This window comes from Mycoplasma ovis str. Michigan, assembly GCF_000508245.1.
GTDB lineage: Bacteria > Bacillota_I > Bacilli_A > Mycoplasmatales > Mycoplasmoidaceae > Eperythrozoon_A > Eperythrozoon_A ovis.
Genome location: NC_023062.1, coordinates 463,850 through 488,681, shown reverse-complemented (window position 1 = coordinate 488,681; position 24,832 = coordinate 463,850). Strand labels below are relative to the sequence as shown.

The 24,832-nt window shown below is 32.0% G+C and carries 27 protein-coding genes; 14 read left to right on the top strand and 13 right to left on the bottom strand.

Going from position 1 to position 24,832, the window contains the following annotated elements; genetic code table 4:
- Positions 1 to 34 precede the first annotated feature (34 nt).
- From rpsT to MR07_RS02695, 3 genes are read right to left on the bottom strand one after another with little or no spacing between them, the layout of a single operon-like run.
- Positions 35 to 367: a 30S ribosomal protein S20 gene (gene rpsT / locus MR07_RS02705; RefSeq protein ID WP_024071364.1), complete on the bottom strand. Its 333-nt coding sequence runs from the start codon at positions 365 to 367 to the stop codon at positions 35 to 37.
- 19 nt (positions 368 to 386) lie between these two features.
- A complete protein-coding gene (locus MR07_RS02700) occupies positions 387 to 1,097 on the bottom strand; it encodes a hypothetical protein (protein ID WP_024071363.1) in 711 nt (236 codons plus the stop codon).
- 12 nt (positions 1,098 to 1,109) lie between these two features.
- The gene (locus MR07_RS02695; RefSeq protein WP_084289626.1) at positions 1,110 to 1,931 is read right to left on the bottom strand and encodes a GTPase; all 822 of its coding nucleotides are present in this window, start codon (positions 1,929 to 1,931) and stop codon (positions 1,110 to 1,112) included.
- Positions 1,932 to 1,939: 8 nt separating this feature from the next.
- On the opposite strand from MR07_RS02695, the gene MR07_RS02690 reads away from it, so the two are divergent.
- From MR07_RS02690 to MR07_RS02635, 12 genes are all read left to right on the top strand, one after another.
- Positions 1,940 to 2,713: a TatD family hydrolase gene (locus tag MR07_RS02690; RefSeq protein WP_043901199.1), complete on the top strand. Its 774-nt coding sequence runs from the start codon at positions 1,940 to 1,942 to the stop codon at positions 2,711 to 2,713.
- 25 nt (positions 2,714 to 2,738) lie between these two features.
- Complete coding sequence (locus MR07_RS02685) at positions 2,739 to 3,131, top strand: ATP synthase F1 subunit epsilon (RefSeq protein ID WP_024071360.1); 393 nt, start codon at positions 2,739 to 2,741, stop codon at positions 3,129 to 3,131.
- Positions 3,132 to 3,133: 2 nt separating this feature from the next.
- Positions 3,134 to 3,958: a phosphotransferase gene (locus MR07_RS02680; protein ID WP_024071359.1), complete on the top strand. Its 825-nt coding sequence runs from the start codon at positions 3,134 to 3,136 to the stop codon at positions 3,956 to 3,958.
- 47 nt (positions 3,959 to 4,005) lie between these two features.
- Positions 4,006 to 5,364, top strand: a complete 1,359-nt coding sequence (gene der, locus MR07_RS02675; protein WP_024071358.1) for a ribosome biogenesis GTPase Der — start codon at positions 4,006 to 4,008, stop codon at positions 5,362 to 5,364.
- 41 nt (positions 5,365 to 5,405) lie between these two features.
- Entirely contained in the window at positions 5,406 to 5,693 is a 288-nt protein-coding gene (locus MR07_RS02670) for an HU family DNA-binding protein (RefSeq protein ID WP_024071357.1), read from the top strand.
- A complete protein-coding gene (locus MR07_RS02665; RefSeq protein WP_024071356.1) occupies positions 5,694 to 6,002 on the top strand; it encodes an HU family DNA-binding protein in 309 nt (102 codons plus the stop codon).
- 14 nt (positions 6,003 to 6,016) lie between these two features.
- Complete coding sequence (locus tag MR07_RS02660; protein WP_024071355.1) at positions 6,017 to 6,319, top strand: hypothetical protein; 303 nt, start codon at positions 6,017 to 6,019, stop codon at positions 6,317 to 6,319.
- Positions 6,320 to 6,362: 43 nt separating this feature from the next.
- A complete protein-coding gene (locus tag MR07_RS02655) occupies positions 6,363 to 7,895 on the top strand; it encodes an amidase family protein (protein WP_407635620.1) in 1,533 nt (510 codons plus the stop codon).
- 19 nt (positions 7,896 to 7,914) lie between these two features.
- The gene (locus MR07_RS04190) at positions 7,915 to 9,708 is read left to right on the top strand and encodes a glutamyl-tRNA amidotransferase (RefSeq protein ID WP_075047542.1); all 1,794 of its coding nucleotides are present in this window, start codon (positions 7,915 to 7,917) and stop codon (positions 9,706 to 9,708) included.
- Between the two features lie 142 nt (positions 9,709 to 9,850).
- Entirely contained in the window at positions 9,851 to 11,593 is a 1,743-nt protein-coding gene (ptsP, locus tag MR07_RS02645; protein ID WP_024071352.1) for a phosphoenolpyruvate--protein phosphotransferase, read from the top strand.
- A gap of 15 nt (positions 11,594 to 11,608) precedes the next feature.
- Positions 11,609 to 13,174 carry a hypothetical protein gene (locus MR07_RS02640; RefSeq protein ID WP_024071351.1) on the top strand — a complete coding sequence of 522 codons (1,566 nt, stop codon included), beginning with the start codon at positions 11,609 to 11,611 and terminating at the stop codon, positions 13,172 to 13,174.
- On the top strand, positions 13,174 to 13,380 hold the full coding sequence (locus MR07_RS02635; RefSeq protein WP_024071350.1) for a hypothetical protein: 207 nt from the start codon (positions 13,174 to 13,176) through the stop codon (positions 13,378 to 13,380). Before MR07_RS02640 ends, MR07_RS02635 begins: the two co-directional genes overlap by 1 nt.
- A 116-nt stretch (positions 13,381 to 13,496) precedes the next feature.
- Here the strand turns inward: MR07_RS02635 and MR07_RS04630 are convergent, their stop codons facing one another.
- Positions 13,497 to 14,543, bottom strand: a complete 1,047-nt coding sequence (locus tag MR07_RS04630) for an MBL fold metallo-hydrolase RNA specificity domain-containing protein (protein ID WP_407635619.1) — start codon at positions 14,541 to 14,543, stop codon at positions 13,497 to 13,499.
- On the opposite strand from MR07_RS04630, the gene MR07_RS04625 reads away from it, so the two are divergent.
- On the top strand, positions 14,512 to 14,910 hold the full coding sequence (locus MR07_RS04625) for a hypothetical protein (protein ID WP_235062717.1): 399 nt from the start codon (positions 14,512 to 14,514) through the stop codon (positions 14,908 to 14,910). The genes MR07_RS04630 and MR07_RS04625 overlap by 32 nt on opposite strands.
- 37 nt (positions 14,911 to 14,947) lie before the next feature.
- Here the strand turns inward: MR07_RS04625 and MR07_RS04620 are convergent, their stop codons facing one another.
- The 6 genes from MR07_RS04620 to rpmI all read right to left on the bottom strand — a co-directional run bounded on the left by MR07_RS04620 (position 14,948) and on the right by rpmI (position 20,057).
- Positions 14,948 to 15,316 (bottom strand): MBL fold metallo-hydrolase, encoded by a 369-nt coding sequence (locus MR07_RS04620; RefSeq protein ID WP_235062716.1) that lies wholly within the window; start codon positions 15,314 to 15,316, stop codon positions 14,948 to 14,950.
- A gap of 80 nt (positions 15,317 to 15,396) precedes the next feature.
- Entirely contained in the window at positions 15,397 to 17,001 is a 1,605-nt protein-coding gene (locus MR07_RS02625; RefSeq protein WP_024071349.1) for a sigma-70 family RNA polymerase sigma factor, read from the bottom strand.
- A 162-nt stretch (positions 17,002 to 17,163) separates the two neighbouring features.
- On the bottom strand, positions 17,164 to 18,297 hold the full coding sequence (locus MR07_RS02620) for a hypothetical protein (RefSeq protein ID WP_024071348.1): 1,134 nt from the start codon (positions 18,295 to 18,297) through the stop codon (positions 17,164 to 17,166).
- Positions 18,298 to 18,348: 51 nt separating this feature from the next.
- Positions 18,349 to 19,467: a hypothetical protein gene (locus MR07_RS02615; protein ID WP_024071347.1), complete on the bottom strand. Its 1,119-nt coding sequence runs from the start codon at positions 19,465 to 19,467 to the stop codon at positions 18,349 to 18,351.
- A gap of 10 nt (positions 19,468 to 19,477) precedes the next feature.
- Positions 19,478 to 19,834, bottom strand: coding sequence for a 50S ribosomal protein L20 (rplT, locus tag MR07_RS02610; protein ID WP_024071346.1), 357 nt, complete (start codon positions 19,832 to 19,834; stop codon positions 19,478 to 19,480).
- A 7-nt stretch (positions 19,835 to 19,841) separates the two neighbouring features.
- Positions 19,842 to 20,057: a 50S ribosomal protein L35 gene (gene rpmI, locus MR07_RS02605; RefSeq protein ID WP_024071345.1), complete on the bottom strand. Its 216-nt coding sequence runs from the start codon at positions 20,055 to 20,057 to the stop codon at positions 19,842 to 19,844.
- Between the two features lie 99 nt (positions 20,058 to 20,156).
- Between rpmI and MR07_RS02600 the strand changes: the two genes are divergently transcribed.
- Positions 20,157 to 21,497, top strand: coding sequence for a lysylphosphatidylglycerol synthase domain-containing protein (locus tag MR07_RS02600; protein ID WP_024071344.1), 1,341 nt, complete (start codon positions 20,157 to 20,159; stop codon positions 21,495 to 21,497).
- On the opposite strand, the gene MR07_RS02595 is transcribed toward MR07_RS02600, so the two are convergent.
- The 3 genes from MR07_RS02595 to MR07_RS02585 form a co-directional block, all read right to left on the bottom strand.
- Positions 21,415 to 22,041 carry a sigma-70 RNA polymerase sigma factor region 4 domain-containing protein gene (locus MR07_RS02595; protein ID WP_024071343.1) on the bottom strand — a complete coding sequence of 209 codons (627 nt, stop codon included), beginning with the start codon at positions 22,039 to 22,041 and terminating at the stop codon, positions 21,415 to 21,417. The two genes, MR07_RS02600 and MR07_RS02595, sit on opposite strands and share 83 nt — an antisense overlap.
- A 60-nt stretch (positions 22,042 to 22,101) precedes the next feature.
- Positions 22,102 to 24,489 carry a preprotein translocase subunit SecA gene (locus tag MR07_RS02590; protein WP_024071342.1) on the bottom strand — a complete coding sequence of 796 codons (2,388 nt, stop codon included), beginning with the start codon at positions 24,487 to 24,489 and terminating at the stop codon, positions 22,102 to 22,104.
- Between the two features lie 153 nt (positions 24,490 to 24,642).
- On the bottom strand, positions 24,643 to 24,810 hold the full coding sequence (locus MR07_RS02585) for a hypothetical protein (protein ID WP_158432927.1): 168 nt from the start codon (positions 24,808 to 24,810) through the stop codon (positions 24,643 to 24,645).
- Between the last annotated feature and the right edge of the window lie 22 nt (positions 24,811 to 24,832).

Here is a 24,832-nt window from a genome sequence, read left to right as displayed (position 1 = left end):
GGGGAGGAATGAACCCTCCTCCCCTTTATCTTATTTAACTTATCTGGGAATTATCTTTTTGTTGTTCAATTGAATTGCTAATCAATCGATTTAATTTTCTAGTACATCTAGACTTGAGTCTATTCGCCCTACCCTTTGTTATTAGTCCCTTACTTTGTTTACTATCTAATGTTTTGTAAAGCAAGTAAAGAGCTTCTTTTTTTTCTTGAATTATTTCTTCAGTTAAGTTATTGGATTCAAGAATAAAACTAAGTTGTTTTTTAATTTGCTTTTTAGCTCTTCTTCTTAGTTCATATCTAATCTTTTCTTTTTTTAATTCTTTGGCTCTAGATCTAGCCCTAAGATTAACCTTTTTCTTAACTGCCATTACCTATTTAAAGATTAACTTAGTTGAAGAACCATTTGTTTCACTTATTTCTTTTGCTAACTCTTAGATTTAAGAAATAAAGAAAAGAAATATATTCAGACTTAAATCCAAAGATTTCACTTATTTTGTCTTTCCAAATATTTGAGAGTTTTACTAACTCTAAAACTTTGGAACAATCCCTACAAATCTCATATCTAATAATTTCAAATAATCTAAGTGAAATATAGATAAGATTCAGGTATTTATCAAACCTAACTCCCAGTAAGTTTAGTTCATCATTTTCTGTACTTTTGTTAATAATAGTCAGAACATAAGTTTCATTAAATGAGTGAGCAGGTTGAGGTAAATAAATCCTTACTATTTTTTCATCTTGTTTTGTGAATTGAGAATTCTCTAACAAATATAAAACAGAACAATTTAAAAAGTGACTTGCATCTTTTTTAGAGAATATCTTGGTATATTCTCTTCAGTGAAAATTAAATAGTCTTTCCGATTTTCTTTGGTAAAAAAATGGTGAAGTGATGAACAAGAAGATGGCAATAGCCAAAATTTTTTCTTGATACTTTTTGAAAATCGGACTTTGAGAGAAATAATTTTCTTTTTTATTAAATGAGGACACAAGAATTTTGTAAACATTTCTCTCAGTGTTATTTAGGTTGAATATTCCTCTTCTCTTCCTAACAGTATTTCTAGGAGTTGTGTCTTTTTGAGACTTACAAAAGAATTTCAATTTGCGAGAAAATTATTCTTCAGACTTAATGTTTCAGTAAATATTTCCAATAAGCCCACTTCTTATTAGTTGAAGAAATTTTCTTTCTGCCAACTCTAAAGAGTATTCACCCCTTTTTTCTATTAATCTATATCTTTGGGCTAAAGAATTTAAGAAAAATTGGTACGTTACTTTTTCCGCCTCAAGTAACGGAATTAATCTCTTTAGACTTTGAGGATGTAGTTTCCAAAGATAGTTGTATGCTCACTCTCCAATTATTTCTTTCCCGCCTTCAGTCGCGGGCAAGAAATTTAAAAGTTGGAATAATATCTTTAGTTCTCTATGTAATCGAGAGGGAAAAAGTCCGGGACTATCATAAACCAGCAAGTCTGTTGAGGGGATCTTATGTCTAGTGATATTTCTAGTAGTTCCAGCTTCTGGGGATTTTTTAACTTTTTTACTTCCTACTAATAAATTAATTAGACTAGATTTGCCACTATTTGCCCCTCCCATAATAATTAAAGAGTTAGTAGATTCCTTTGAGCTTAAAGTTAAAGACTTTAGTTTAGAATAAATTAGCTTGAGAATATGTTTTTTAGAACTAGGCTTTCTAAGATCAAAGGAATTTTCTAATTTAGGATTTGGAATCAAATCCTGTTTAGAGAAGATAACTAATATCTCCTTATTAGTTCACTTTTTACTTATCTCTTTTAGATATATTTCTTTTAGTTGTGGTACTCTTCCATCGACAACTAAAAGAATTAGAGAGATAAAAGGCATTAAATTAGATATGTGTTTAAAAGATTTGTGTAGATAGAGAGGTAAATATTTAGTGTTTTTGTTAGTTATGTTCATAGGTTAGAGTGAAGAAGGATAACTCTTTAAGAATATTTGAAACACATGTTCACTTTAATTCCCAGAAGTTTAGTTCAAATTATGAGAGATTAGTTAGTTTAGAAAGTAACTTTCATTATTTGAATGTAGCTACTTCTTTAAGTGAGTCTAAAGAAGTAGTAAAACAATCCAAAAAGTTCAAGCAAATGTATTGCGCTATCGGAGTTCATCCTACTTATATAAAGGAAGAAAGTAGCTCTTTGGAAGAAGTAATAAGTGAACTAGAAACATTAATAATCCAAAACAAAGACAAGGTTTTAGTCATTGGAGAAATTGGATTAGATTTCTACAAGGAATCAAAAGAGGAAAGTTATGAACAACAAATTAAGTGGTTAGAGGCACAAATTCAATTATCTAGAAAGCATAATTTAAGTTCTACTTTACACATAAGAAATGCAATGGACGAGGCAATTGAATTTCTCAAAAAACAACCTAATTTCTATGGGATAATTCATTCTTTTGATGGAACAAAAGAAAACTTAAGAGAATTATTGAAATTATCAAAAGATTGTTTTATCTCATTTTCTCCACTAATTTTTAGAGATATTGAGAGATTCAAGGAATTAATCTCAGAAACTCCCTTAGATAGGTTATTAGTAGAAAGTGATTCTCCTTATTTAGCACTCGGTTCCTCCATTTGTAGAACTATTCTTAGAGTTATCTCTGAAATTAAAAATGTTGAGTTATCAGAGATTAAAAAAATAGTTTTTAATAACAGCAAAAGAGCACTAAAGATCACCTAAATGAGGGGTCTAAAATTTTAAATGTATGGCTAAATTACAAAACTTAAAGGAGGTTGTCAAGAAACAAGCTAAAAAAGGTAAAAGTAATCATCCCCCTAGACATGAAAGAGTTCAGGTTAGTAGAATGGCTCCGCCAAATCAACCTATGAAAGTGAGAATATTGGGACCTACAAATGTATTCGCTAGCGAATATGTTAAATCTCTTTTAGTAAATCTTCCTGATGGGAAGATGTCTATTCACAGAAGATATTCCTCTGTTATAGAAAAACTAAAAGAAGGAGAAATTAAACTGAAACTTGCCTACCCTGAGAATTCTGTAAAGGAGAAAAAGTATCATATTTCATCAGGTTGAATGATTACTTCATACAACTTGTGTGAAATATTAGTTAAGAAGTGTAAAGAAATTACTTCAATTTAGAGTTGGCAAAAGATTTAGCTAAGAAGTTTTTTTTAGATCACTTCCCACAATTTAGATCACAGATTAGAAGTTTTAAGAAGATATTAGTAGGGTTTTCTAATCAAATATTTAAGATAACTCTGCTAGACGGAAGAACATATAAGGTCAGAATAGCAGACAATAATCACTTAATTTCTAGGCAGAATGAACAAGAAGTTTTAAAGCTAATTCCAGATCCAAATCTAATAGTTTATGACAGCGTTACTGGCAATGCAATATATAACTGATTGCCGGGAGATCAACTTAGCACTAGATTATTAGATAGAAGGATGATAGAAAAGATAATAGAATTGGCTTCTAAATTTCACTCTGTTCCTGTATCAGAGTTAACAAATATTACTGAACATGATCACTTTGATACTATCTCCAAAGTTGATTTGGATAGACAAGAATATGCAGAATATTTTCCTGTCTATAAAAAATTAACAGAAAAATATAAAGATTTACCTAGAGTCTTGACTCACAATGATATAAGTCTTAAAAACTTAATTTATTCAGAGGAGTTTGGAAATGAAAAATTGACTCTTATAGATTATGAGTGAGCAAGACTCAATACTATCTATTGAGAATATGGGAATTTTGCAAGAGAAAGCCAACTATCTAAAGACAAGATAGTGACTCTAGCAAAAATTCTTAATTTAGAGAAGGAGATATTACTTGACTTCGTATTTATTGCCACCTTCTATTCTTGACAACTGAGTTTTAGCTGGGATAGATCAGAAAGATTAGAAAAATATAGGTGTAAATTAATTTCACAACTAGAAAAATATATTTCCTGAAAAAGTTAGTCTTTAGATTTAGTTTTTTAACACATTAGTTATTCCATAAATCTTTTTTGACTGTTACAAATAAGTCTCTTCACAGAGTCTTGATTGTTGGGGCCACTAATGTAGGTAAATCACAACTGTTTAATAGGTTAATCGGAGATAGACACTCTATTGTTCTAGATAGAGAAGGTCTTACCAGAGATTTAGTAATTAGAGAACTTACTTTAAAGTCTGGCAATTCAGTCTTGTTAATTGACAGCGGAGGTTACTCTGATAGACTAGAAGATTCCATCTTTCAGTCAGAGATTAACAGGCTACTAATAGAAGAGGTTAAAAGGGCCAATTTAATTATTTTTATGTACTCCAAGATTGATGGAATAAGGTTAATAGAACAAAAGATATCTAAATTATTGCATAAATTTTCTAATTGTCCTGTTTTGCTAGTTGCCAACAAGATTGATTCCAAAAAGAGTGTCAAAGAACAAAATGCCTTTGACTTTCGTAAATTAGGTTTTCAGGAGCCTTTGTTGATTTCTGCGGAGCACAATATCAACATTGAAAGTTTGAGGTCCAAAATAGAAGAGATTTGTATCTCAAAAGATACAGGAGAATTGAAAGAGGCAGAAGAGAAATTTCCATTATTGAAATTGGCTATTATTGGAAAGGTCAATGTTGGTAAATCCTCGCTAGTTAATGCCTTATTGAATTCCAACTCTATTATTGTCTCCCCTCAAGAAGGAACAACTGTAGATTTAGTCGAATACAAGTTGAACTACAGGGGAGAAGAATATCTGTTAATTGATAGTCCAGGTTGAAAAAAATTAAAGAAAGTTGGACTAAGAGATGAAGAATTAGATCATCTATCTTTCATTAGAGCTCAAAAAGCAATTAAATTTGCAGATATATTGCTTTTTGTAGTTGATCTTGATTCTTCTCTAAATTATCTGGATGATAAGGTAGCCAAAGAGGTCTTTGAATCTAATTTACCTGTGATAATTGTTGTCAATAAATGAGACCTGTTAGATTATGCAACAGGACCTCAAAGAGATAGATATGAGCAACAAATTAGAAAAAAGTTTTATTTTCTAAGTTGAGCTCCTATAGTATTTTTGAGTTCTAAGTATTCTAAGAGATTGGAAAAGTTATCTGAAGCTTTAGCACTAATCAAAAGAGAAAGTAGAAGAATTTTCTCAGAATTTGAGCTCAATAGTTTTCTCTCCAGAGCTAATTTATTTCTATTGAATTCAACTAAATCAATAGCTCTCAATGAGATTAAACAAGTTAATTCTTCAATTCCAACTTTTGTAATAAAGTGTTCCAATCCAGACAGAATAGATACACAGCAATTGAGATTGATTGAGACTCAGTTTAGAACGGGTCTCAAGTGTATTTTTTCTCCAATAAAGCTGTATTACAAAAAAAGTTAATGTAAAATATTTTTTGAATTTAAGATAAAAAACAAACAATAATGAATAAGTCTGAATTACTTTCAGCAATTGCAAGTAGTACTGGTTTAACTAAGGATCAAGTTAATGGTGTTTTGGACAAATACAATGAAATAGTTATCAATAAGGTTTTAGAGGACAAAGAATTTACTGTCTTAGGATTAGGAAAAGTTAAGGTAGTGAGAAGAGCGGAAAGAAAAGCTTTTAATCCTAAAACTAAGGAACCTATTGTTATTCCCTCAGTTGATGCTCCTAAGTTTTCTTTCGCAAGAGCTGTTAAAGCAAAGATTGCTGAAAAGGGAGGTAAATAGGTGAAAAAGAAGGAACTGCTAGACAGAATAGCTACCAAGGTTGGTTGTACTTATAAGACAGCACAAAACGTATTAAGTGAATTTCAATACGCTATTTTGGAAGAGTTAAAGAAAACAGGTAGTGTTGTTGTTTTAGGTATAGGTCAAATTAAAGTTGCTAAAAGAAGCGCTAGACAAGGAGTTAACCCAATTACCAAGATGAAAATGGAAATTCCTGCAAAAGAAGTTCCTAAATTAGTTGCTTCAAAGAAGTTGAAGGAATTGGTTAACGGAGAAACTTCAGATATTTACGGTTCTTTCGAGTACTAGTTTTAACTAGTTAAGTGCCAGAAGAGAAGGGGAGCTCTTCTCCCCTTTTTCTTGACGATAAGTCGATCAGGGATATTTTAGAACAAGCAACTAAATCTTTACTTATTTCTCCATCAGAGGAAATAGTTGAAGAGGCTTTTAAGTTAATTAACTCTATGAAAAAAGACCTAATTAGAATTAGCCAATTGCCTCTTGATAATGCGGAACCTTTTAAGTCTCATGACTCTTTAACTTTAGAAGAGATAGATAATTTTTATAAAAAACAAGTTTCTCAGGAAGAAAACAAGAGTTTTTCAACACCTCATACAATAAATTAAGTCTTACATATTTAACTTTTAAATAGAAGAGTAAGAATTCCCAATAGCTATCAATAAGCAACTAGTTTCTCATTCTCTCGTAGTTTTTAAAGATAATAGCCAAAAGCTATTATCTTCTATTCCCCATGAAGCTTTTATAGAATATGGGGAACGATGAAAGTTAAAAGTTGCTGAGGACTTAAAACTTCTTAAGTGAAAAAGATTAAAGTCTCTGATTTTCCCCTCTGTAAAAAAACCGATTAATAATCTTGTTTTTTCCCTAAAGAATTCAATTTACATATCCAATAAATTATCTTCTGGGGGATCTGATTCTTTATTGAATCATTATCCACCTTTTTCTGCAACTATTTATCAAAAATTAGTCGATGCAGGAGCAAAACATATATGTTCATCATCATTAGATGAATTCGGAATGGGAAGCTATGGGGTATTCTGCAATAAAGGGATATTAACTAATCCCTTTGATGAAGATAGAGTATGTGGAGGTTCTAGCTCAGGAGGTTCTTATCTAGTTAGTAAGGGATTAGTTGATTTTTCTATAGGGACTGATACAGGAGGTTCTATCAGAACCCCTGCATCTTATATCTCACTATATGGTTTTAAACCTTCTTTCGGTTTAGTCTCTAGAGAGGGAATATTGCCACTTTGCACTTTATTAGATACCCCCTCTATTGTTTCACACTCTGTTGAGATAATAGCTGGAGTTTTAAGTGCCATTGCAGGACCAGATCCTTTAGATCTAACTACACTAAAAAGTCAAAAAAAAGATTTCCATAAATTCCCCGAGATTCTCATTAAATCCTACAAGTCTCAAGATAAACCTGAAAAGTTTAGTTTTGTAATAATCGAAGAGTTACTGAAATATCCCGAAGGCAGAACTCTAACTCAGCAAGAGTTAGAGATTAAAAAGAATTACAACAATTTAATTAATAGGTTGAAGGAAGAACCAACATTTAATTTTTTTTCTACTAACTTTGATGAGATACCCTTGGATTTGGTTGACATAACATACAAGATTATTGCCTACAGTGAGGCAATAACTCACTATTTTTCTTTAAATGGTTTAGTAACCCCTTGAACAGGAAGTTCAATATCCAACAAGAATTCACTTAACAATTTTCAAGTCGATCAAGACTATAGAGAAAAAGCTAGAACAATTAGATCACAAATGGGAAAAGAAGTCCAACTAAGACATTTAGTTGGTTATTTTTTCCTGTATCAAACAAATTACCAAAACATATACCTACAAGCTAGAAAATTAATGAATTTATACGTTCAAAAGATGCAGGATATTTTTTCTAATGGAAAGATATTAGTTTCACCAACAACTTCAACAATTGCCCCGCTATTATCTAGCCTTTCTAATAGTTATCAAGTAGATTCTTGTAGTTCTATTTTGTTATTGTCTAACTTTAGCGGAGCACCAGCAATTTCTATTCCTTGACTGGAATATGAAGTTAAAGTTCACTCTAAAAAATCCAAGGTATATATTGGACTTCATTTAACTTGCAAGAGATGAGAAGATCACTATCTCTTGTCTACAGTTAAATATTTAGAGTTAAATAATTTACTTTAGATAGAGTTAACTGTCTATATTGGAAAGAATAGAAGGCGAAGAGCAAATAGATTTCAAACTAAAGATTGGATTAGAAATTCACTTAGCTTTAAACACTGAACATAAAGCTTTCTCTATGACTAGATTGGAAGATGTTTCTTATACCTCTTTAGGTCTTTTGGGAACTTTACCTCAAATAAATGCTGAAGCGATTAGATCAACATATAAGATTGCTCATATTTTGGATTCTGAAATCTCAAAGGAAATAACCTTTGAGAGAAAATCTTATTTTTACTTTGATCTTCCAAGAGGTTACCAGTTAACTCAAAGGGCAAACCCTATTGGCAAAAGGGGACATATATTTCTACCAAGATTAAAGAGAAAGATAAATATTAGATCTATTTCTTTAGAGGAGGATACAGCAGCTCATTCAGTTGGTTCAGGGGGTAATTATCAACTCTCTCTCCAAAGATTAGGAGTACCACTTATAGAAATAGTTACTGAGCCAGAAATAAGAGATGCAGAAGAAGCTATTGAGTGTGTAAAGATAATTAGGTTTATTTGCTTTCTCTTAAAACTCTCCAAAGCTGAATTGGAGAGTGGACAACTAAGAGTGGACTTAAATGTGTCTTTAGTAGATGAGAATGGAGAATCTAAGACTGGGAGGGCTGAAATAAAAAATTTAGCTTCTTATAAGGCCATTGAGCAGGCCACAAAGTCTATTAAAAAACATTTTCTGGAGAAAATGTCTCAAGAAGGCACAAATATCTTTGATAATGAAACTTTTAGTTGAGTGGAAAGAGAAGCTAGACTAGTTCTCTCAAGAGACAAAATGACTGAATCAGAATATTTATTTATTCCTGAGAGTTGTATTCCAACTATTAAGTTGTCTTTAGAAGAAAGAGAGAAATTGATATTGAAAGTTGAAAAAAGAAATCCTAATGAAATTCTTAGGGGAATACAAGAAAGTAAGTTGGCTGATAGAGAGAGGCAAGAAATCGTTTCCAGCTATGAAGTCTTTTGAGATTGCTACAGAGTTCAGAAGATACTTAAAGATTGGGCTAATTCTTTTTTTGTACTCAAGATTTTTCATTCTTCCGGAGGCAATGAAAAAACTTTTAAGAATTTATTGGATTTTTTGTCTAAATTGTCAGAAAGACTATTTAAGGAATCTGGAATAAAAGAATTCAAATTTAATAACTGAAAGATAAGGGAGTGTTGTAAAAAGTTAACTGCATCTGTAGTTGATGTAGACCAAATAGTGGATTTTTATCTCTCTCTTCCAACTATAGGAAGAGATGAGATTATTCAACTATGTGAAAAAACAATTGACTCCAAGAAGGAAGATTTGATAAAAATGGTTGAAAGAGAAGATAAGTTATCTTCTTATCTTCTAGGAGTTATTAAGTCTGAATTTAAGGAAAAAGTTGAAATGCCTGAGGCCAAATTAATAGTTGATATGAAGATGAAAACTTTTATTGCCAGAATTACCAAGGTTGAAGAGGAAGAAAAGGAAGAGGAGAAAGTAGAGGAGCCAAAAGAATCTTTTTTAAGTAAGTTGAAGCAAAAAAGACTTGAAAAAAGAAAAGCCTTAGAAGAAAAATTAAAAGCTTTGGAGGCAGAAGAGAAGGATTCTAAAGGAGAGGAAGCTGAATCCAAAGAAAATGAGGCAGTTCAAAGAGAAACCTCCAGTGAGGTGAAAGAAGATTCTCGAGAGAAAGGAGAAGTAGCAAATAGTGAACTAGATAATTCTTCACAAAGCGAAGAAGTTTCTGAAAATTCAGATAAAGAATTATCTGAACAAATATCTAAGGAAGAATTAGATATATCTTAGATTAATTGTTTTAAATTAATATAAGTGTTTTTTTAATTGGAGAAGTTCAGATGTTTCAAATCCTCAAAATTGTAACCTACTTATAATCTAGAGGTTTGTGTTAATTTTGGAATTTTTAAATTCTTAGATAGTCATATAAATAATGCCTAAGCAAATTAAGGCTTTAGGTGTTGGAGAAGGAGTAGTAGTAGGTAAGGCATATATTTTCAGTAAGGCTGAGCTTAAGTATGAAAAAACATCCAATTCTACTCCTGATAATGAATATTACTTCTATCAAAGTGTAGAAGAAAAAGCCATTAAGCAAATAGATGAATTAATTAAATTAGCGGCTCGAAATATATCAGAAGAAAAAGCAGATATATTTAGAGCTCATAAGGAAATACTTAAAGATGTAGAAATTAAATCTGCCATTAAGGAAAAATTGTTTAATGAGAATTGCTCATTAGCTTGAGCAATTGTTTCTGTATATGACAAGTATTCCAATTCTTTTAAAGAAATGCCAGATAGTTATTTTCAAGAAAGAGCGTCTGACCTTCAAGACTTAAAGGAGAGACTTTTAACAATAGCACTTAATGCTGAAAGCAATGAATTGAGTGCTATTGATAGTGAATGCATAGTTGTTGCTAAAGATTTGACTCCCAGTGAAACTTCACTATTAAACAAGAAATACATAAAAGCATTTGTAACTGAATTAGGGGGAGTTACTAGTCATTCAGCTATTATGGCAAAGACTATGGGTTTTCCAGCCATTGTTTCTGCAAAAGATGCAACTACATTGATAAAACAAGGAGAAATAATCGCCGTAGATGCTATTTCAGGATCTGTTCATCTAGATTTGGAATCTGATGAAAAGTTATTAAGGGATTTTCGAATGAGAGAACAAAAGTTTGAAGAAACTAAGTTAATTTGGGAAAGTTACAAAACTAAAAAATGTAAGACATTAGATGGAAAGAGAATACCTATCTTAGGAAATATAGGACAACCTGCTGATATGGCTAAAGTTAGGGAATTTGGGGGAGAAGGTGTAGGACTATTTAGAACAGAATTCCTGTATATGAAGAGTAAAGATTGACCTTCTGAAGAAGTTCAATATGATGCCTATAAGAGAACATTAGTAGATCTTCATGATAATGAAAGCATGACCATTAGAACTCTGGATATAGGTGGAGACAAACATTTAGATTACTACAAATTTCCAGAGGAAATGAATCCATTCTTAGGTTATAGAGCTATAAGAATGAGTCTTAATGAAAGAGAGCAATTTATATCTCAACTAAGGGCTATTTTAAGAGTAAGTCGAGAGGGAAATGTCAAGATTATGTTTCCAATGATCACTACTTTTGAAGAATTCATTGAAGCTAAAAGAATGGTAATGGAAGTCAAGCATCAATTGGAAAAAGAGGGACACAAAGTGGCTGATAAAGTTCCTGTAGGTTTAATGATTGAAGTTCCTAGTGCTGCATTAATCTCCAAGCAATTAGCAAAAGTAGCTGATTTCTTCTCCATCGGCTCCAATGATTTAATCCAATATACTAATGCGGTAGACAGAATGTCTGAACATATTAATAATCTTTATCAACCAAATTCACCTGGAGTTTTGAGACTAATCAATACAGTTATTAAAAATGCTAATGAGGCAAAAATAGAAGTTAGTGTTTGTGGAGAAATGGCAAGTTCTGCACAATCAGCAGTATTACTTGTTGGAATGGGAGTTGATAAGCTCTCAATGTCCTCTCCTTCAATTCCAATTATTAAGAGAGTTCTTAATAATATCAGTTACTCAGAAGCTAAAAAGTTAGTGGATCAAGCTTTAGAGTTATCTACAGAAAAAGAGGTAGTTGAATTAGTAAATAAATACTTAGAAAGTAGTAACATACTTCTTTAGCTTTTTAGCTAATTAGTGTCCTTTCCAAAAGGACTCAGATTAGCTTTTTCTTTTTTGGGAATTCCCGCAGGGATTGGAGTAGGGGCTCATCAAATAACTGATTACTACAGTTCACTTATGGATTTTTCAGGTACTTTCTTTTTAGTAAAGGTTACTGAAGGTTTATTTGATAAGGGGATTCCAGTTGTTCCTAAAGATGTCGAAAAGGCAGTTGATGCGATACTAAAGCAAAAGCAACAGGCTTTGGAATTAATAAAAAAGAAAAGAATAAGACCTTTGCTGGAAGATTTGGATGATGATTTAGCCGATCAGTCTGAGGAGGATGGACATACAACCAATAGGGTGAGGCGTGAAACTACAGGAAATATTATTCAACAAGTTAGTGAAATCTCTCAGGTAAGTCAAACATCAACGCAACAAATCTTTGGAGCTGGAGAAAGAAAATTTTGATGCAGATATTTTGATTACTCAGGAGGAAAGGAAAATGTGATTTTGGAATATGATCCTTACTGCACAATGTATAACATTTTTGATGTCAAGGGGGGAGCTGGGGCTAAAAAGGTTGATACGTCGACTTCAAATGCAGAAACAAACGTAGTTATCAATTTAACAGGTTTACAGGGCAAAACCAGTTCACTAGTTGGCAAAGAATTAAAAAGCAATGATGAGTTTAAGAAAAATGGGTATTATCTTCTTAAGTTAGATAAGACCAAAATACCTAATGCGAATAGTTCTTTCACTATAGAACTATCAGAACCTGGAGATGGAAAAAGACATTCTGAAAGAGTCTATCATAAAAAAATTGCAACTTTAAAGATTCAAGCGGAATTGAATGGAGATCCATGAGAAGATGTTAAATTTAACTTCCCTTCCGCATTACCATCTTCACAGTTGATATTAAAAAAAGTAGAGAATGTCATTGCAACAACAGTTGATTCAAGTTCATCTTCCAGCTCAAGTAGCTCACCTTCAGAAGGAGAAGATGTTTCATACTACTTTAAATCAAGCAATGGCAACCCAGATAAATTATTTGTAGAAGAGGCTTGATCTCTTGGCAGTAATGGCGGGTCTTCTTCAGGAGGGGGGACTGGAGGAGTTTCTGAATTAAGTAAGAAATTTGACTTATCTTCTTTAGATAAAGAGCCTTTAGAAGGTTTTAAGTCCGACCAAGGCAAAAAGGCAGAAGGGGCCCAAAATGGAGACAATAAACACTATCTTTTCAATAATTACAGTGATTTTTGAAACTATAAAGTTGGAGACATGATTACTCTATATAAATCAACGCAATCTAAAGCCAGGAGAAAAAGAAGAGAAGCGGCAGAAACAGGTAAAGAAGAAGCGCAAGCGACCTTTCAAGTTGTTTCAGGAGCCTTAACTTATTCTTATCTAAGCCCTAGATGTGTCACAAAAGAAAACAAAGCAAAAAAAGAATTTAAACCCAATTTAAGAAAAGAAAGTGGGGGATTACTGGAAATTGAAGCTGCAAAAAAGAAGGGTTACTGTAAGGTAAAAGAAGGATTGCCAAATCATTTATTAATTTTGATAGGATATCAAGGTGACTCCCCAGCTACTAAGAAATAATGAATATCTTTTTTAAGTTGTTTTCAGTTGTTGGCCTTGTAGGTACTATAGGAGGGGCGACTTATCTCGCAAAACAAGATTACACTAATCGCTCTTCTGCAACAACTAGTAGATCATCTGGTAGTAAAAATGGACAAACAGTAGACATTAAGAGACAACCAACAATGGGAGAGGAACCTGAAAAGAAGGAAGAAAAGTCACAATAGACATCAAGTTCTGGTACCGGAAGCACAACCACATCTGATGAAGGTAGTTCAACAGAATCAGGAACACCTTCTAAGAAGTAATAGTCCCCTAAGGGACTACTTACGATCTTTATTCTCTAATTTTTAGTTGTTGATTCGTTAGATTTATAGTCATAATCAGCAGCAATAGCATCTTCTCATAACTTAGAAGATTCTATATCTTCTATTAGAACAATTGACTTAGGTATCTTTTGATTTTTTCTATTATTACCAAAGAAATCTTCTACTAAAGAGTTAATAGATTTAGAAATATTTTCTTTAGTTAATTCAAAAGTCAAGTTTTTCAGAAGATATTCAACTTTTTGCCTAATTAATTTATTCAATTCTTTGAATAAATCTACAGAAGTAGAGAATGAAAAAGAACCTATAGTGGCTATAGGAGAAACAGAGTGAATTGTTTTAGTCTTTAGACATAAAGAAATGGAAACAATTAACAATCCTTGTGAAGCCAACTTAGTTCTCTCCTCTAAGATCTCTCTTCCTTTATCAGTTAGCTTGTTTTCTATGACATAAAAGTGTTGAGAAAACTTTAGGTCTTTTTCAGTAACCCTTCTAACTTCTCTATTTAATAGTTCCAATCTAGAACCATTTTGTAGTATAAAAATATTGTCCTTTTGGACAATTTTTAACTCTTCAACATTTCTCTTTAGATCATGCAACATCTTTTTTTCTCCGTGAATAGGAGCTAAGTATTTAGGAGAAATTAGTGAAATGAATAATTGTTGTTCTAGTTTGGTTGCATGACCTGAAGCATGAATTCTACATTCATTAGAGTTCAAGTGAATATTACAACCAGTTTTGTAGAGTCTATTAACGAGTTCGTTAATAGCTTGTTTATTTCCTGGAATTGCATTGGAGGAAAAGATAATATCATCTGTTGGTTTCAGCTGTATATGTGGGTGAGTTCCTTTGGAGATAATACTTAAGGCGGAAGATTCTTCCCCTTGAGATCCAGTGCAAATGATTATTAATTGATCATCCGGAACTGAATCCAATTCTTGTGCAGAAACCAAATTACTTTTAAGGTCAAAGTTATTTAGCAAGCCTGCAGCCTGAGAGCATTTAAGGCTACTTTCTATAGATCTACCAAAAATGGCTATCTTTTTTCCCTTAGAGTTAGCTAATTTAACTATTTCTTCTATTCTTCCTAAGTTTGAAGCGAAGAAAGTGATAATGATTCTTCCCCTTGCAGAAGAAATAATATTTTTCAGCTCTTGAATAATAGTTAATTCACTTTCATTGAATCCAGGTTGTGCGGCCGCAGTGGATTCGCACAGTAGTAAATCTACTTCTCTAGAACCTATATTAATTAGTCTTTGGAATGCCTTGCTGTTGATCTTGTTTTTTAAGTCAAATCTAAAGTCTCCACTAAAAACTATGTATCCGTTAGGGGTAGAAATAGAAAAACCAAAGGAATCTGGAATAGAGTGGTTAACTTCGAAGAAATCTATTCCAAAATATTTTGTAAAGAATAAAGAAGAAGCATTGTAGGTTACTATTTTAGGCTCATAAATTGGCTTATGCTCTTCTATCTTTTTTTTATAAGTTCTGTCGCCAGTGAAGGAGCATATATTGTCGGAATATCTATTTTGTTTAATAGATGAACTATTCCACCAATATGATCCTCATGTCCGTGAGTTATAAATAAACCAACTATTTTTGATTTCTCTTGAATTAAGTACTCTAAGTTAGCAATCAAACCAGTAACACCTGGTTGAGTTTGCTTATTTCCGAACTTGATTCCAAAGTCAAGTATCAAGATTTCATCTTGATGTTCTACACAATAACAGTTTTTTCCTATCTCTTCTATTCCCCCTAATCCGAAAAAATAAGTGCTTTGAGAAGATTTTTCTTTTCTTGATTCAAAAATATGCTGCTCAATGGTGTGATAAACCATCCCTATCTAATTGTCAAGTTTTTTATCTCCAATCCTTTAATGGATTGAATTTTGAAAACTAAAGAATCTAAAGATTATGTCTAATAATCAGAGTTAGAGTAGAAAGATAATAAAGAATTATCCAAATCTTCACTTCTAGCTTTATTTTTTAGTTTTTTAAGTGCGGAGCTTTCTGTATTCTTTATTCACTCTATCACTTTTTTGGTGACAGAGCTAGTAGCGCCTCTAGTACTAGAAGAAGTTTTAACTTTTTTAATGGCAGAACTTTTTTGTCCCTCAGGGTTTACTATCTCCTTAAAGTTTTTGCTTTTAATGGATGTGTGATATTCAGGGTTTTTCATGAATAATTGTGCCAATTGTTCATGTGTATTAGATTGCTGATTATTCAAACCATAAAGCATAGAAATAATTAGATATTCATCACTATTTAGTGCATTTTGAATAAAACCATCTAACTTTTCACCGGCAAGATTTTTTGAAGCTATCCACTCAGGACTAGATTCTTCTTCATCACTAACAAAATCTGAAAAGTTGGAGTTTTCATTGCTAGAAATAGGTTTATCTAGTGAAACTAGATCAACGTTAATCTTTTTAATTTCGCTAATTTTTCTAGGAGTGTATTGCGTACCATATTTCTGCATTTCTGTAGACAATTCTTCCAACGTAGGAACATCTCCATGTTTATGTATAAGGTCTTTTTCCGCTTTAACTAACTTATTAATAACTTCCATCATATGAACAGGAATTCTAATAATCTTTGATTGATCTGCTATGGATCTGGTAATAGCCTGTCTTATTCATCAAGTTGCATAAGTAGAGAATTTATTACCAAATTTGTAGTCAAATTTGGTAATAGCTTTTCTTAATCCAAAAACTCCTTCTTGGATTAAGTCTCCCAAACTAAATCCACAATTTAGATATTTCTTTGCAACAGAAATAACCAATCTTAAGTTGGAAGTCATTAATTGTTTTTCTGCAAATCCCCTTTTTTCCGGAATATCCATTAATTGAGCTATTTGTTTTTCTTCATCTGCAGTAAGCATTTTTGAAAAACAAAGAGTAGATAGGAAAGACTTAGAGGAGTCACTTATCTTATCTTTGGTTGTTGTGGAATGGTAGAACTTAAAACTAGAAATATTTTCATCTTGTATATCCATATGATCTTCTAATTCCTCAGGAGTTAATTCAGTTATTTCTATCCAGTTCTTAGTTAATCTAAGAGCCAAGGTTTCTCATACTTCATCAGGAATTACTTCATGATCTTCCAAAACCAGTAATAGTTCTTCTTCAGATATCTTGTTTTTCCCCTTTTTTGGTTTTGTTGCTTGGTTGTAAATAATGGCTCAAATAGCAGTAAATAATCCCTTGTTGCTTTTTGATTTAGATTTTTTATTCCCAGCCTCTAAAACAAAGACTTTTTCAAAGTTATTCTTTTCAGCTTTTTTTAAAGCTTGAAGAGCCAATAATTGTTCTTTAATGCTTTCAAGCTTTGCTTGATTATTGCTGAAAAGTTTTTGTTCTGCAGTATTTGATATTGTGTTTGTATTTTTAGGAGCTTTTTTCGCTACAGTGCTTTTAGTTGCAGTAGTTTTTGTTGTTTTTTTAGATGTAGTTTTGGTTTTTTTTGTAGAGAGCTTTTCTGCTTCTATTTCAGTAACTTTTACTTCCTCTTCCTTAGTTACCATCACCAATTAGATTTAAAAATAATTTGCCTAGACTTGTTTACAAAATAAACCAATTCGGCAATAAAACAGTTTTAAAAACTCAATGAATGAACTAAATAAACGTATCTACCAATGAATTTTCAATGAAATAATTATTAACTTGTGAATCTATCGATTTGAATTTTAAGTTCTCTTTAAGCCTTGACCCATATATTCCAACAATTTGGAAGCAATTTTATGTTCTATATGTGAGGCTGTAGAGGCCTTTTGTTGTTGTATTCTTCTCATGTTAGCCTGAAATTGATCTAGAAATTGCCCTCTATAGCCCGCCTGCATTCTCAATTGCATTTGCTCGGCATACTCAGCTTTTTGAGCTAATTGTTGTTGTTGAGAAATTGCACTATTGAATTCACTTTCTGTGAAAAAATGTCTAAAAGGATTGTTACTCCACTCCCCTCAACTCCTTGGATCAAAAAAACTAGTACTCTTACTATCTCTACCTTTCTGTGTTTTAATGGCTTCGCCAACTCAACTAATATCTTTCAAGGATTCTTGAATCTCTTTAGACGAAGGAGTTAAAGATTTAATTTTAGCCGGAGCTTGTGGTTTCAATAACTCTTCCAGTCCATTGAAAAATTCTTTTTCTAATTGTTTAGAGAACTTTTGTGAATCTGTTTTCAACTTTTCATAAAGATAAAACATTCTATAAATCGCATCTCTTTGCAGTTGCGTTAATGGTTCTTTTTGTGGCTGAGCCGCTCTTCTCCCCCTCGCTCTTGGCGCCACTGCTTCTGTTGGTTTTGAAGAACTATTAATTATCTCTTTAACTTCTTGAAATCTCTTCAAATGCTGATCTTGTTTTTCTTTAGTGTCTTCTAACTGTTGTTTTAGTTGAGATAAATATTGACTTTCAAGTTGCTTTTCTACTTCTTGAACTCTACCCTCTCTATCTACTTCACTTTTAATGCGTTCAATTGATGAAGAGATAGTAGCATCACCTTTTTCCGGAGAGAGTTTAGAGACTAATTTTAGGGAGTTTTCTTCTTGGTTTTCTAGATTTAATTTAGGAGTTTGTAAGTTTGACTTTGAAGAGTCTAAATTAAGACTTGGTGTTGTTGACTTATTATTACTTAATTCAACTTTTGGAGTTTCATAATTTTTTTGAGCTGGACTATCTTTTTTATGTAATATGCCCCCCCCAAAATCTGAAAGTGAGAAGTTAGTAAATCCAAAATTGTTATTTACAACCGGAATCAAAGCACCATTAGATAACAAGAAACCAACACCAGCTAAAGCTAGTTTTGATCTTCTATTCATCTAAGTCTTTTTAGAATAATCCCCCTAATACTTAAAGATTAATAAGTCTTTCTAAGTTTGTCCCATATACTGTAAAAGAAATTGTGCCACTTGATTAACAATATGTGAATCCTGAGCATCTTCTAATTCACTTATTTTTTTATTAATTGCTTTATATTGTTTTTCTATTACCTTCCACATTTGTGGAACGTGATATCATCTATTTCTACCTGCCTGTTGCATTCTCGCTTGTGATTGTTTAGTGTTATATACATTCATAGCATTTTTTTGTAAGGATTTAATAGCCTCTTCAAAGTCTTTCTCTTGCGAATAAAAATGCCTAAAAGGATTCTCTGTTCATTTTCCTCAACTTTTTGCGTTATAAAATTCCGTACTTCTTCGAGCTCGACTCTTTTGTGTTTCGATATATTGACCTGTTCAATTAATTCTTTGCAATGACTTCTTAATTTCCTCAGCTGTTACAGGGCTTGTTTGACTTTGTGCTTCGGGAGAAGTGATTTGCAAAGCTTCCCTTAAACCATTAAAAAATTCATCTTCCAATTGTTTAGACAATTCTTTTGATTTGTCTTTTAGGTCACTTTGAAGTTGGAACATTCTGCTAATAGCCTCTCTGTGAGCTTGAGTTAAAGATACCGGTTGAGCTTCTCTTTTCCCTTTTCTAGATCCAGTTTGTCCTTGAATTTGCCTTTTTGCATCTTGAAAATTTTGGATATGTACTTCTTGTTTATCTTGTGTACTTTCTAATCTCTTTCCCAAAATAGTTGTGTATTGACTTTCAAGTTGTTGATTTATTCCCTCAACCCTCTCTTCTCTCCCGATTTCTGTATGAATCCTACCGATAGATGAAGAAATAGAAGAACTCGCGGAAAGGTCTGAATTTAGATTTAATGAACTATCTCCTTGTTCTTCTAGATTTAACTTTGGAGCGGGTAAATCAGATTTTGAAGAATCTAAATTAATCGAAGTTTCTGTGGATTTTTCTCCACCCAAATTAAGTTTTGAAGATTCATAACCTCTATTAGATGAATCTGATTGGTAGGAAATGCCCCCCCCAAGCTCTGAAAAAGAAAGATTGGGCAGGCTGAAATTACCATTCACAACAGGCACTAAAGCACCATTTGCTCCCAAAAATCCGAATCCAGCCAGACCTAACTTAACGTTCCTATTCATACTTAATTAACTAAATAGTTGTACCTTTAGAACTTATTTCCACTATTTTTTTAAATTCCTCAGGATTATTTATTGCCATTTCAGACAAAACCTTTCTATTCAATACAAAACCAGCTTTTTGTATTAAGTTAATTGCCTTAGAGTAAGTCAAACCCAACTCCCTAAAAGCACCATTTAATCTAGTAATCCACAATCTTCTAAAGTCTCTTTTTCTATTCTTTCTGTCTCTGTAAGCGTATTGATCTGCCTTAAAAACTGCTTGTCTAGCTACCTTATAACCTATATGTCTATGACCCCAGTATCCTGAGGCTCTCTTTAATACTTTTTTTCTTCTTTTTCTAGTACTAACTCCATTTATTGCCCGCATTTTAGAACTATCTTCTTCCTTGCAACAAATGTGCTGTTATCTTGTATTGCGCATCATTAAACAATGCACTTTTCCTTAGTTGTCTTTTTCTTTTAGTAGTTTTGGCTGAAGCGCAATGAGATCTGTGAGATCTCTTTCGCTTAATAAGCCCCGATCCTAAAACTATTACTCTTTTGGAAAGTGACTTTTTAGTCTTATGTTTAATTTTCTTAACTTTAGGCATATCATTTATTGGGAAATCTAACTCTATTTTATTTTCTAAAAGAACTTACCATTTTAATTAACTAGGGCTTTTAATACTTAAACAACTAATTTTTTATAGTTGTTTATTCAAAATCTTTTAGGAACGCAACTTCTCCCAACAAGTTACAGAGAGGGAAATTATAGATTTAATCAACCACAAACCAATTATTTAAAAGAAGAGGGAGGAAACGGAAATAGACCTTCTAGGGCTATTTCAAGACTCTATCAATTTAATAAGAAATATTTCCTAAATGTTTGAGTAGTTCTATTCTTAATAGCTGTATTTCTTAATCTCTATTTTTTTCAACCCATAGAATGAACCAAGTTCAATACAGCATTTGATACAAAAGATAACACTTTTTTTACTTCAGTAATAGCTTTTGGAGTTGTTTTTTTTCTAATTAATGACCTTGTCTTATACAAGTGAGCTTTTTCCCTGCATATTTCTAAAGCAAGTTGATTAAAGAGAAAAATTCCAAAGATAGAATGACTCAAACTCCTTTCTATTACTTTCTTTATTAGATCTGTTACTCCTTTTTCTATAGGCTCAGAGCCTTATGTAATATTTTGACTAAAGAAAAGGGGTATTCCCCTTCGAAGAGCTTCAGCGATAGTATCCAGTTTAACTGTAAGTTGGTTAATCGCTCAGGCAATAATTACTTGACCTTCTTTCATTACTTTACAAGTAAAGCACAATTTAGTAGCCCCAAACGACAACTCCAAATATTCTTGAATAGTTATTGCAGGATTAATAGTTGATATTGTGTCAACAATATTTGTATTCACTATCAGTTACTGCAAATGAGTTCACTACTCTTTTGGATTAATTAGATTGAGGTTCAATCGAATATTTAAGATAAAGAGCTCTACAGCTCTTTCTAAGTCTGAATTGAAGCACAAACACCTAGATAATAAAAGCTTTACTAAAGAATTTAAGAGAGCTTTCTTTAATAACACAACTATTAAAGTCTTGTTCTTATTTACAGTGCAAAATATTCTGAATTATTCTTTGTATGCATTACTCGCCATTTCAACAAAAGGCGGTGAGTTAAGTCTTCAAAATTTTTTAAATAGCTTTCACATTATCAATATTTCTACAACTTCCAATAATTTTGTTCCAACTCCAGGATCAGAAGGTTCAATTCAATTCACTATCAAAAAGATGAATGAATTGGTAAATCCTCAACCTCAACCTCCGCCCGAACCATCAGGCAAACCATTAGAAGAAGTAATTTTTCTTTGAAGATGATTTCAAAAATACAAGCCTTTTTTGTTGAGTTCCTCTTTCTTAGTTATTTATTTCTTAGTAAATAAATTACTTCTGCTAAAGAGAAAGATTAAAGAGCAACACCCATATAAGCAAATTTCTCAAGAACTAGTCTCTTGATATAATGTCAGCGACTCCTTAGTTCCGTCATAGTAATATTTAGCTTTTCGCAAATTTCTTCGTTCTTAATGTCTTCCACTTTCATCTGTCAGATAGAAGGATAGAGACTATTCTTAGACTCTAAGAATTTACTGATTTCTTGCGATCCGTCTTGCAGATCTAAATCAATACAAAAGTCAAAAGAATTTTTGACTTTCTTTCTACTAGTGTCTGCATATCACTGCAGATCTACTTTTGATATACATTGTCCCTTAAAGTTCTTCTTTAATTCTTTTAAAGTATCAAATCTTATGAGTTGATACAAGTAGTTTTTAAAAGTTGGAAAACTTGATTCTTCCAAGTTATAATTTTGAACTGCCCTTCAGAAAGCTCAAAATACATAACTTTTTATTTCTTCAACACATAGATGCATCATGCTTGAATAAGCATTTCTACTTAGAAATCTAATAGCATAGCTACAAGATTTCTTGTAGTACTTCTCTAATAGTAAGTTGAATGCTACCCTATCTCGATTAAGTTGAAATTTTTTAATGGAATCTCTAACTAGAGATTCTTCAGTAAGAGTTATGTTGTTCATATGTAGACATAATATGTCTAAAAATAGACATTTTGAGTCTTAAAAAAGTCCACATTTTGTCTATATTTTTTCTCTAATTTTTCTAAGATTTTCTATTTTCTCTTTAAGTTCTTGTTTGCAACTTTGAGAATTTAATAGAAAAACCTCCCTTATGATTCCACATCTACAGTTTTTCTGAAAGTCAATGAAAATATTTTCCATCTTCTCAATAAATATATTGAGAGGAGATTTTTGTTCCATTGATTGCAGATTTATAGTAGTTCTTATTTTTTCTGAGTCTTCTAAGTGTCTTTCTCAAAACAAATCAATTTGTTCAATAATTATTTCCTTTAATAAGCTATTCAGGTCTATATTTACTAACTTTGTTTTTTTTAGTTCTCAAAAATAAAAGAAAATACTTCTTAAGAATTCTTCTTGCTCTTTAGGTTTTTTATTTTTAAAGTCGGACTCTAAAAATAAATTTTCTATCTCAAAGAAATAAACGTTGAGAATATAAGCTAAATCTGCAGGTCTATTGTTACTTTCTTTTAACTGACTTAGAAAGTCATTCATTCAACTATTGATTTGTCTGTCAATCATATTTAGAAAAACTTTTTCATTTTCAGAACAAAATAAGATGAATTTTCTTTGGTTGTAAATAATGTCTTGCTGGATTGAGAGTACTTCGCTGTACTCTATTAAGTTTTTTCTATTGTCAAAAGAGGCATATTGAATTCTCTTTTGCAGAGAATTAATAGTTCTAGATAAAAAAGGACTTTCAAAATGTTCTTCTTTTATTTTTTTGGAAAGTTTTTCAAACTTGTCTGCACCAAATCTTTTGAATATAGTGTCCTCTAAAGAAATAAAGAAGACAGTTTTACCAGGGTCTCCTTGTCTACCTGATCTACCTCTTAGTTGATCATCTACTCTTTTAGATTCATTTTTTTCACATGCAATAACATAAAGCCCGCCCAATTCAGCAACTTCAGGAGAAATTTTTATATCTACTCCTCTACCAGCAATATTGGTAGCAATAGTAACTGCATATTTCTGTCCGGCTCTCGCAATAATCTCTGCCTCTTTATAGTGATTCCTTGCATTCAATATTTCGCAAGGAATCTTTTCTTTAAGTAATAAAGAGTAAATATATTCAGATTCATCTACTGAGCTTGTACCTACAAGCAAAGGCTGACCTTTTAAGTAATGGTGTTTGATTTCAGAGATAATTGCCTTAGTCTTAGCCTCCTTATCCCTGAAAATCATATCTGGCAAATCAACTCTCCTCTTTTTTCTATATGTTGGTAGTTGAACTACAACCATGTTATAGGTCTCTGAGAATTCTTTAGCTTCAGAGAAGCCAGTACCAGATAATGCAGCAATTTTCTTATATTTCCGAAAGAATGTTTGATAAGTTATTTTTGCTGAAACTTTACTTTCATGCTCAATATCCAAATATTCTTTGGCTTGTAAAGCTTGCTGTAGCCCATAGCTATAGCTTCTATCAGCCAATATTCTCCCAGTTCATTGGTCAATTAATTTAATTCTTGAATCATGAACAATATATTCTCTCCCATTTTGTAAGACAAAATTGGCACACAGAGAGTTATGTATCTTATTGATAATGATTGAGTTTTCTAGGGAATAGAGCTTTTCTAATTGCAGGTAATATTCCAGCTTTCTTATTCCCCTGCTATTTAATATGATTGTTTTACTTTCTCAGTCAATCTTGTAATCTAATTGATCTAGCTTTTTAACAGCTAGATCTATTTCAACATACTCTTGATGGTCACTCCTAACTGGTTTAGAAATGATTAGTGGTGTTCCAGCCTCATCTATCAAAACGGAATCACCCTCATCTATGATGGCAAAGTTAAGCTCTGGAAGAACTATTTCATTAGGATTCTTAGCCATGTTATCTCTCAAATAATCAAAGACTAATTCAGAATTAGTCGTGTAGGTGACGTCACACTTAAACATCTCTCTTTTCAGATATTTACTTAAGCTAGTACTGTTAAAGCCTACAGTAAGTCCTAAAAAGTTAAGAGTTTTTCTGCAGAATTCTGCATCTCTCTTAACTAGGTACTCATTAACAGTTACTATGTGAAGCCCTTTTCTGGTAAGGGCGAATAAATAAGCTGCTAATAAAATAACCAGAGTCTTTCCCTCTCCAGTTTTCATTTCTGCAAAATTACCCTCATAAATTATTAGTGCCCCCAACAATTGCGTTCTAAAGGCAAATAATTTATGAGTTCTAAATGCAGCTTCTCTAACTACAGCTAAAGCTTCAGGAACTAGATCTGAGAGTGATTCTCCCAGCTCTAGTCTTCTGAGAAAATATCTAGTTTTAAGCTTTAGTTGATCATCTTCTAGTCCTCTCAATTCATCAGTAAATTCTTCTATCTGTAGTACTATGGAATTTAATCTCGAAAGAATAGCTTCAGAGGGACTTAATAATGTCTTCAGTCCCACTATAGTTACTAATTTTTATATTTTTTAAGACTTGTTAAGTTCTGAGAAATACTATAAATCTCTTAAAAACTAGCTATTTTTATTTAAATTGTTGAACAAATAAGAGAAAAAAATAATCTATTAATTATTAACAAATAAATTGTTAATTATTTATTATTTTTTTTTACACCTACTTTTACATTCCTCTCCTTTTACTTCTACTTGACAATTACATGTTTGTTGGCCTGCAGATCCCTCCCTAACGACATAATGATATATTGCCAAGCCTGCAGGAGCTCCAATTAACACAAACCCTAAAAAATAAGAAAATATTCCCGCCATAAATTTGCAATTTAATTTATTC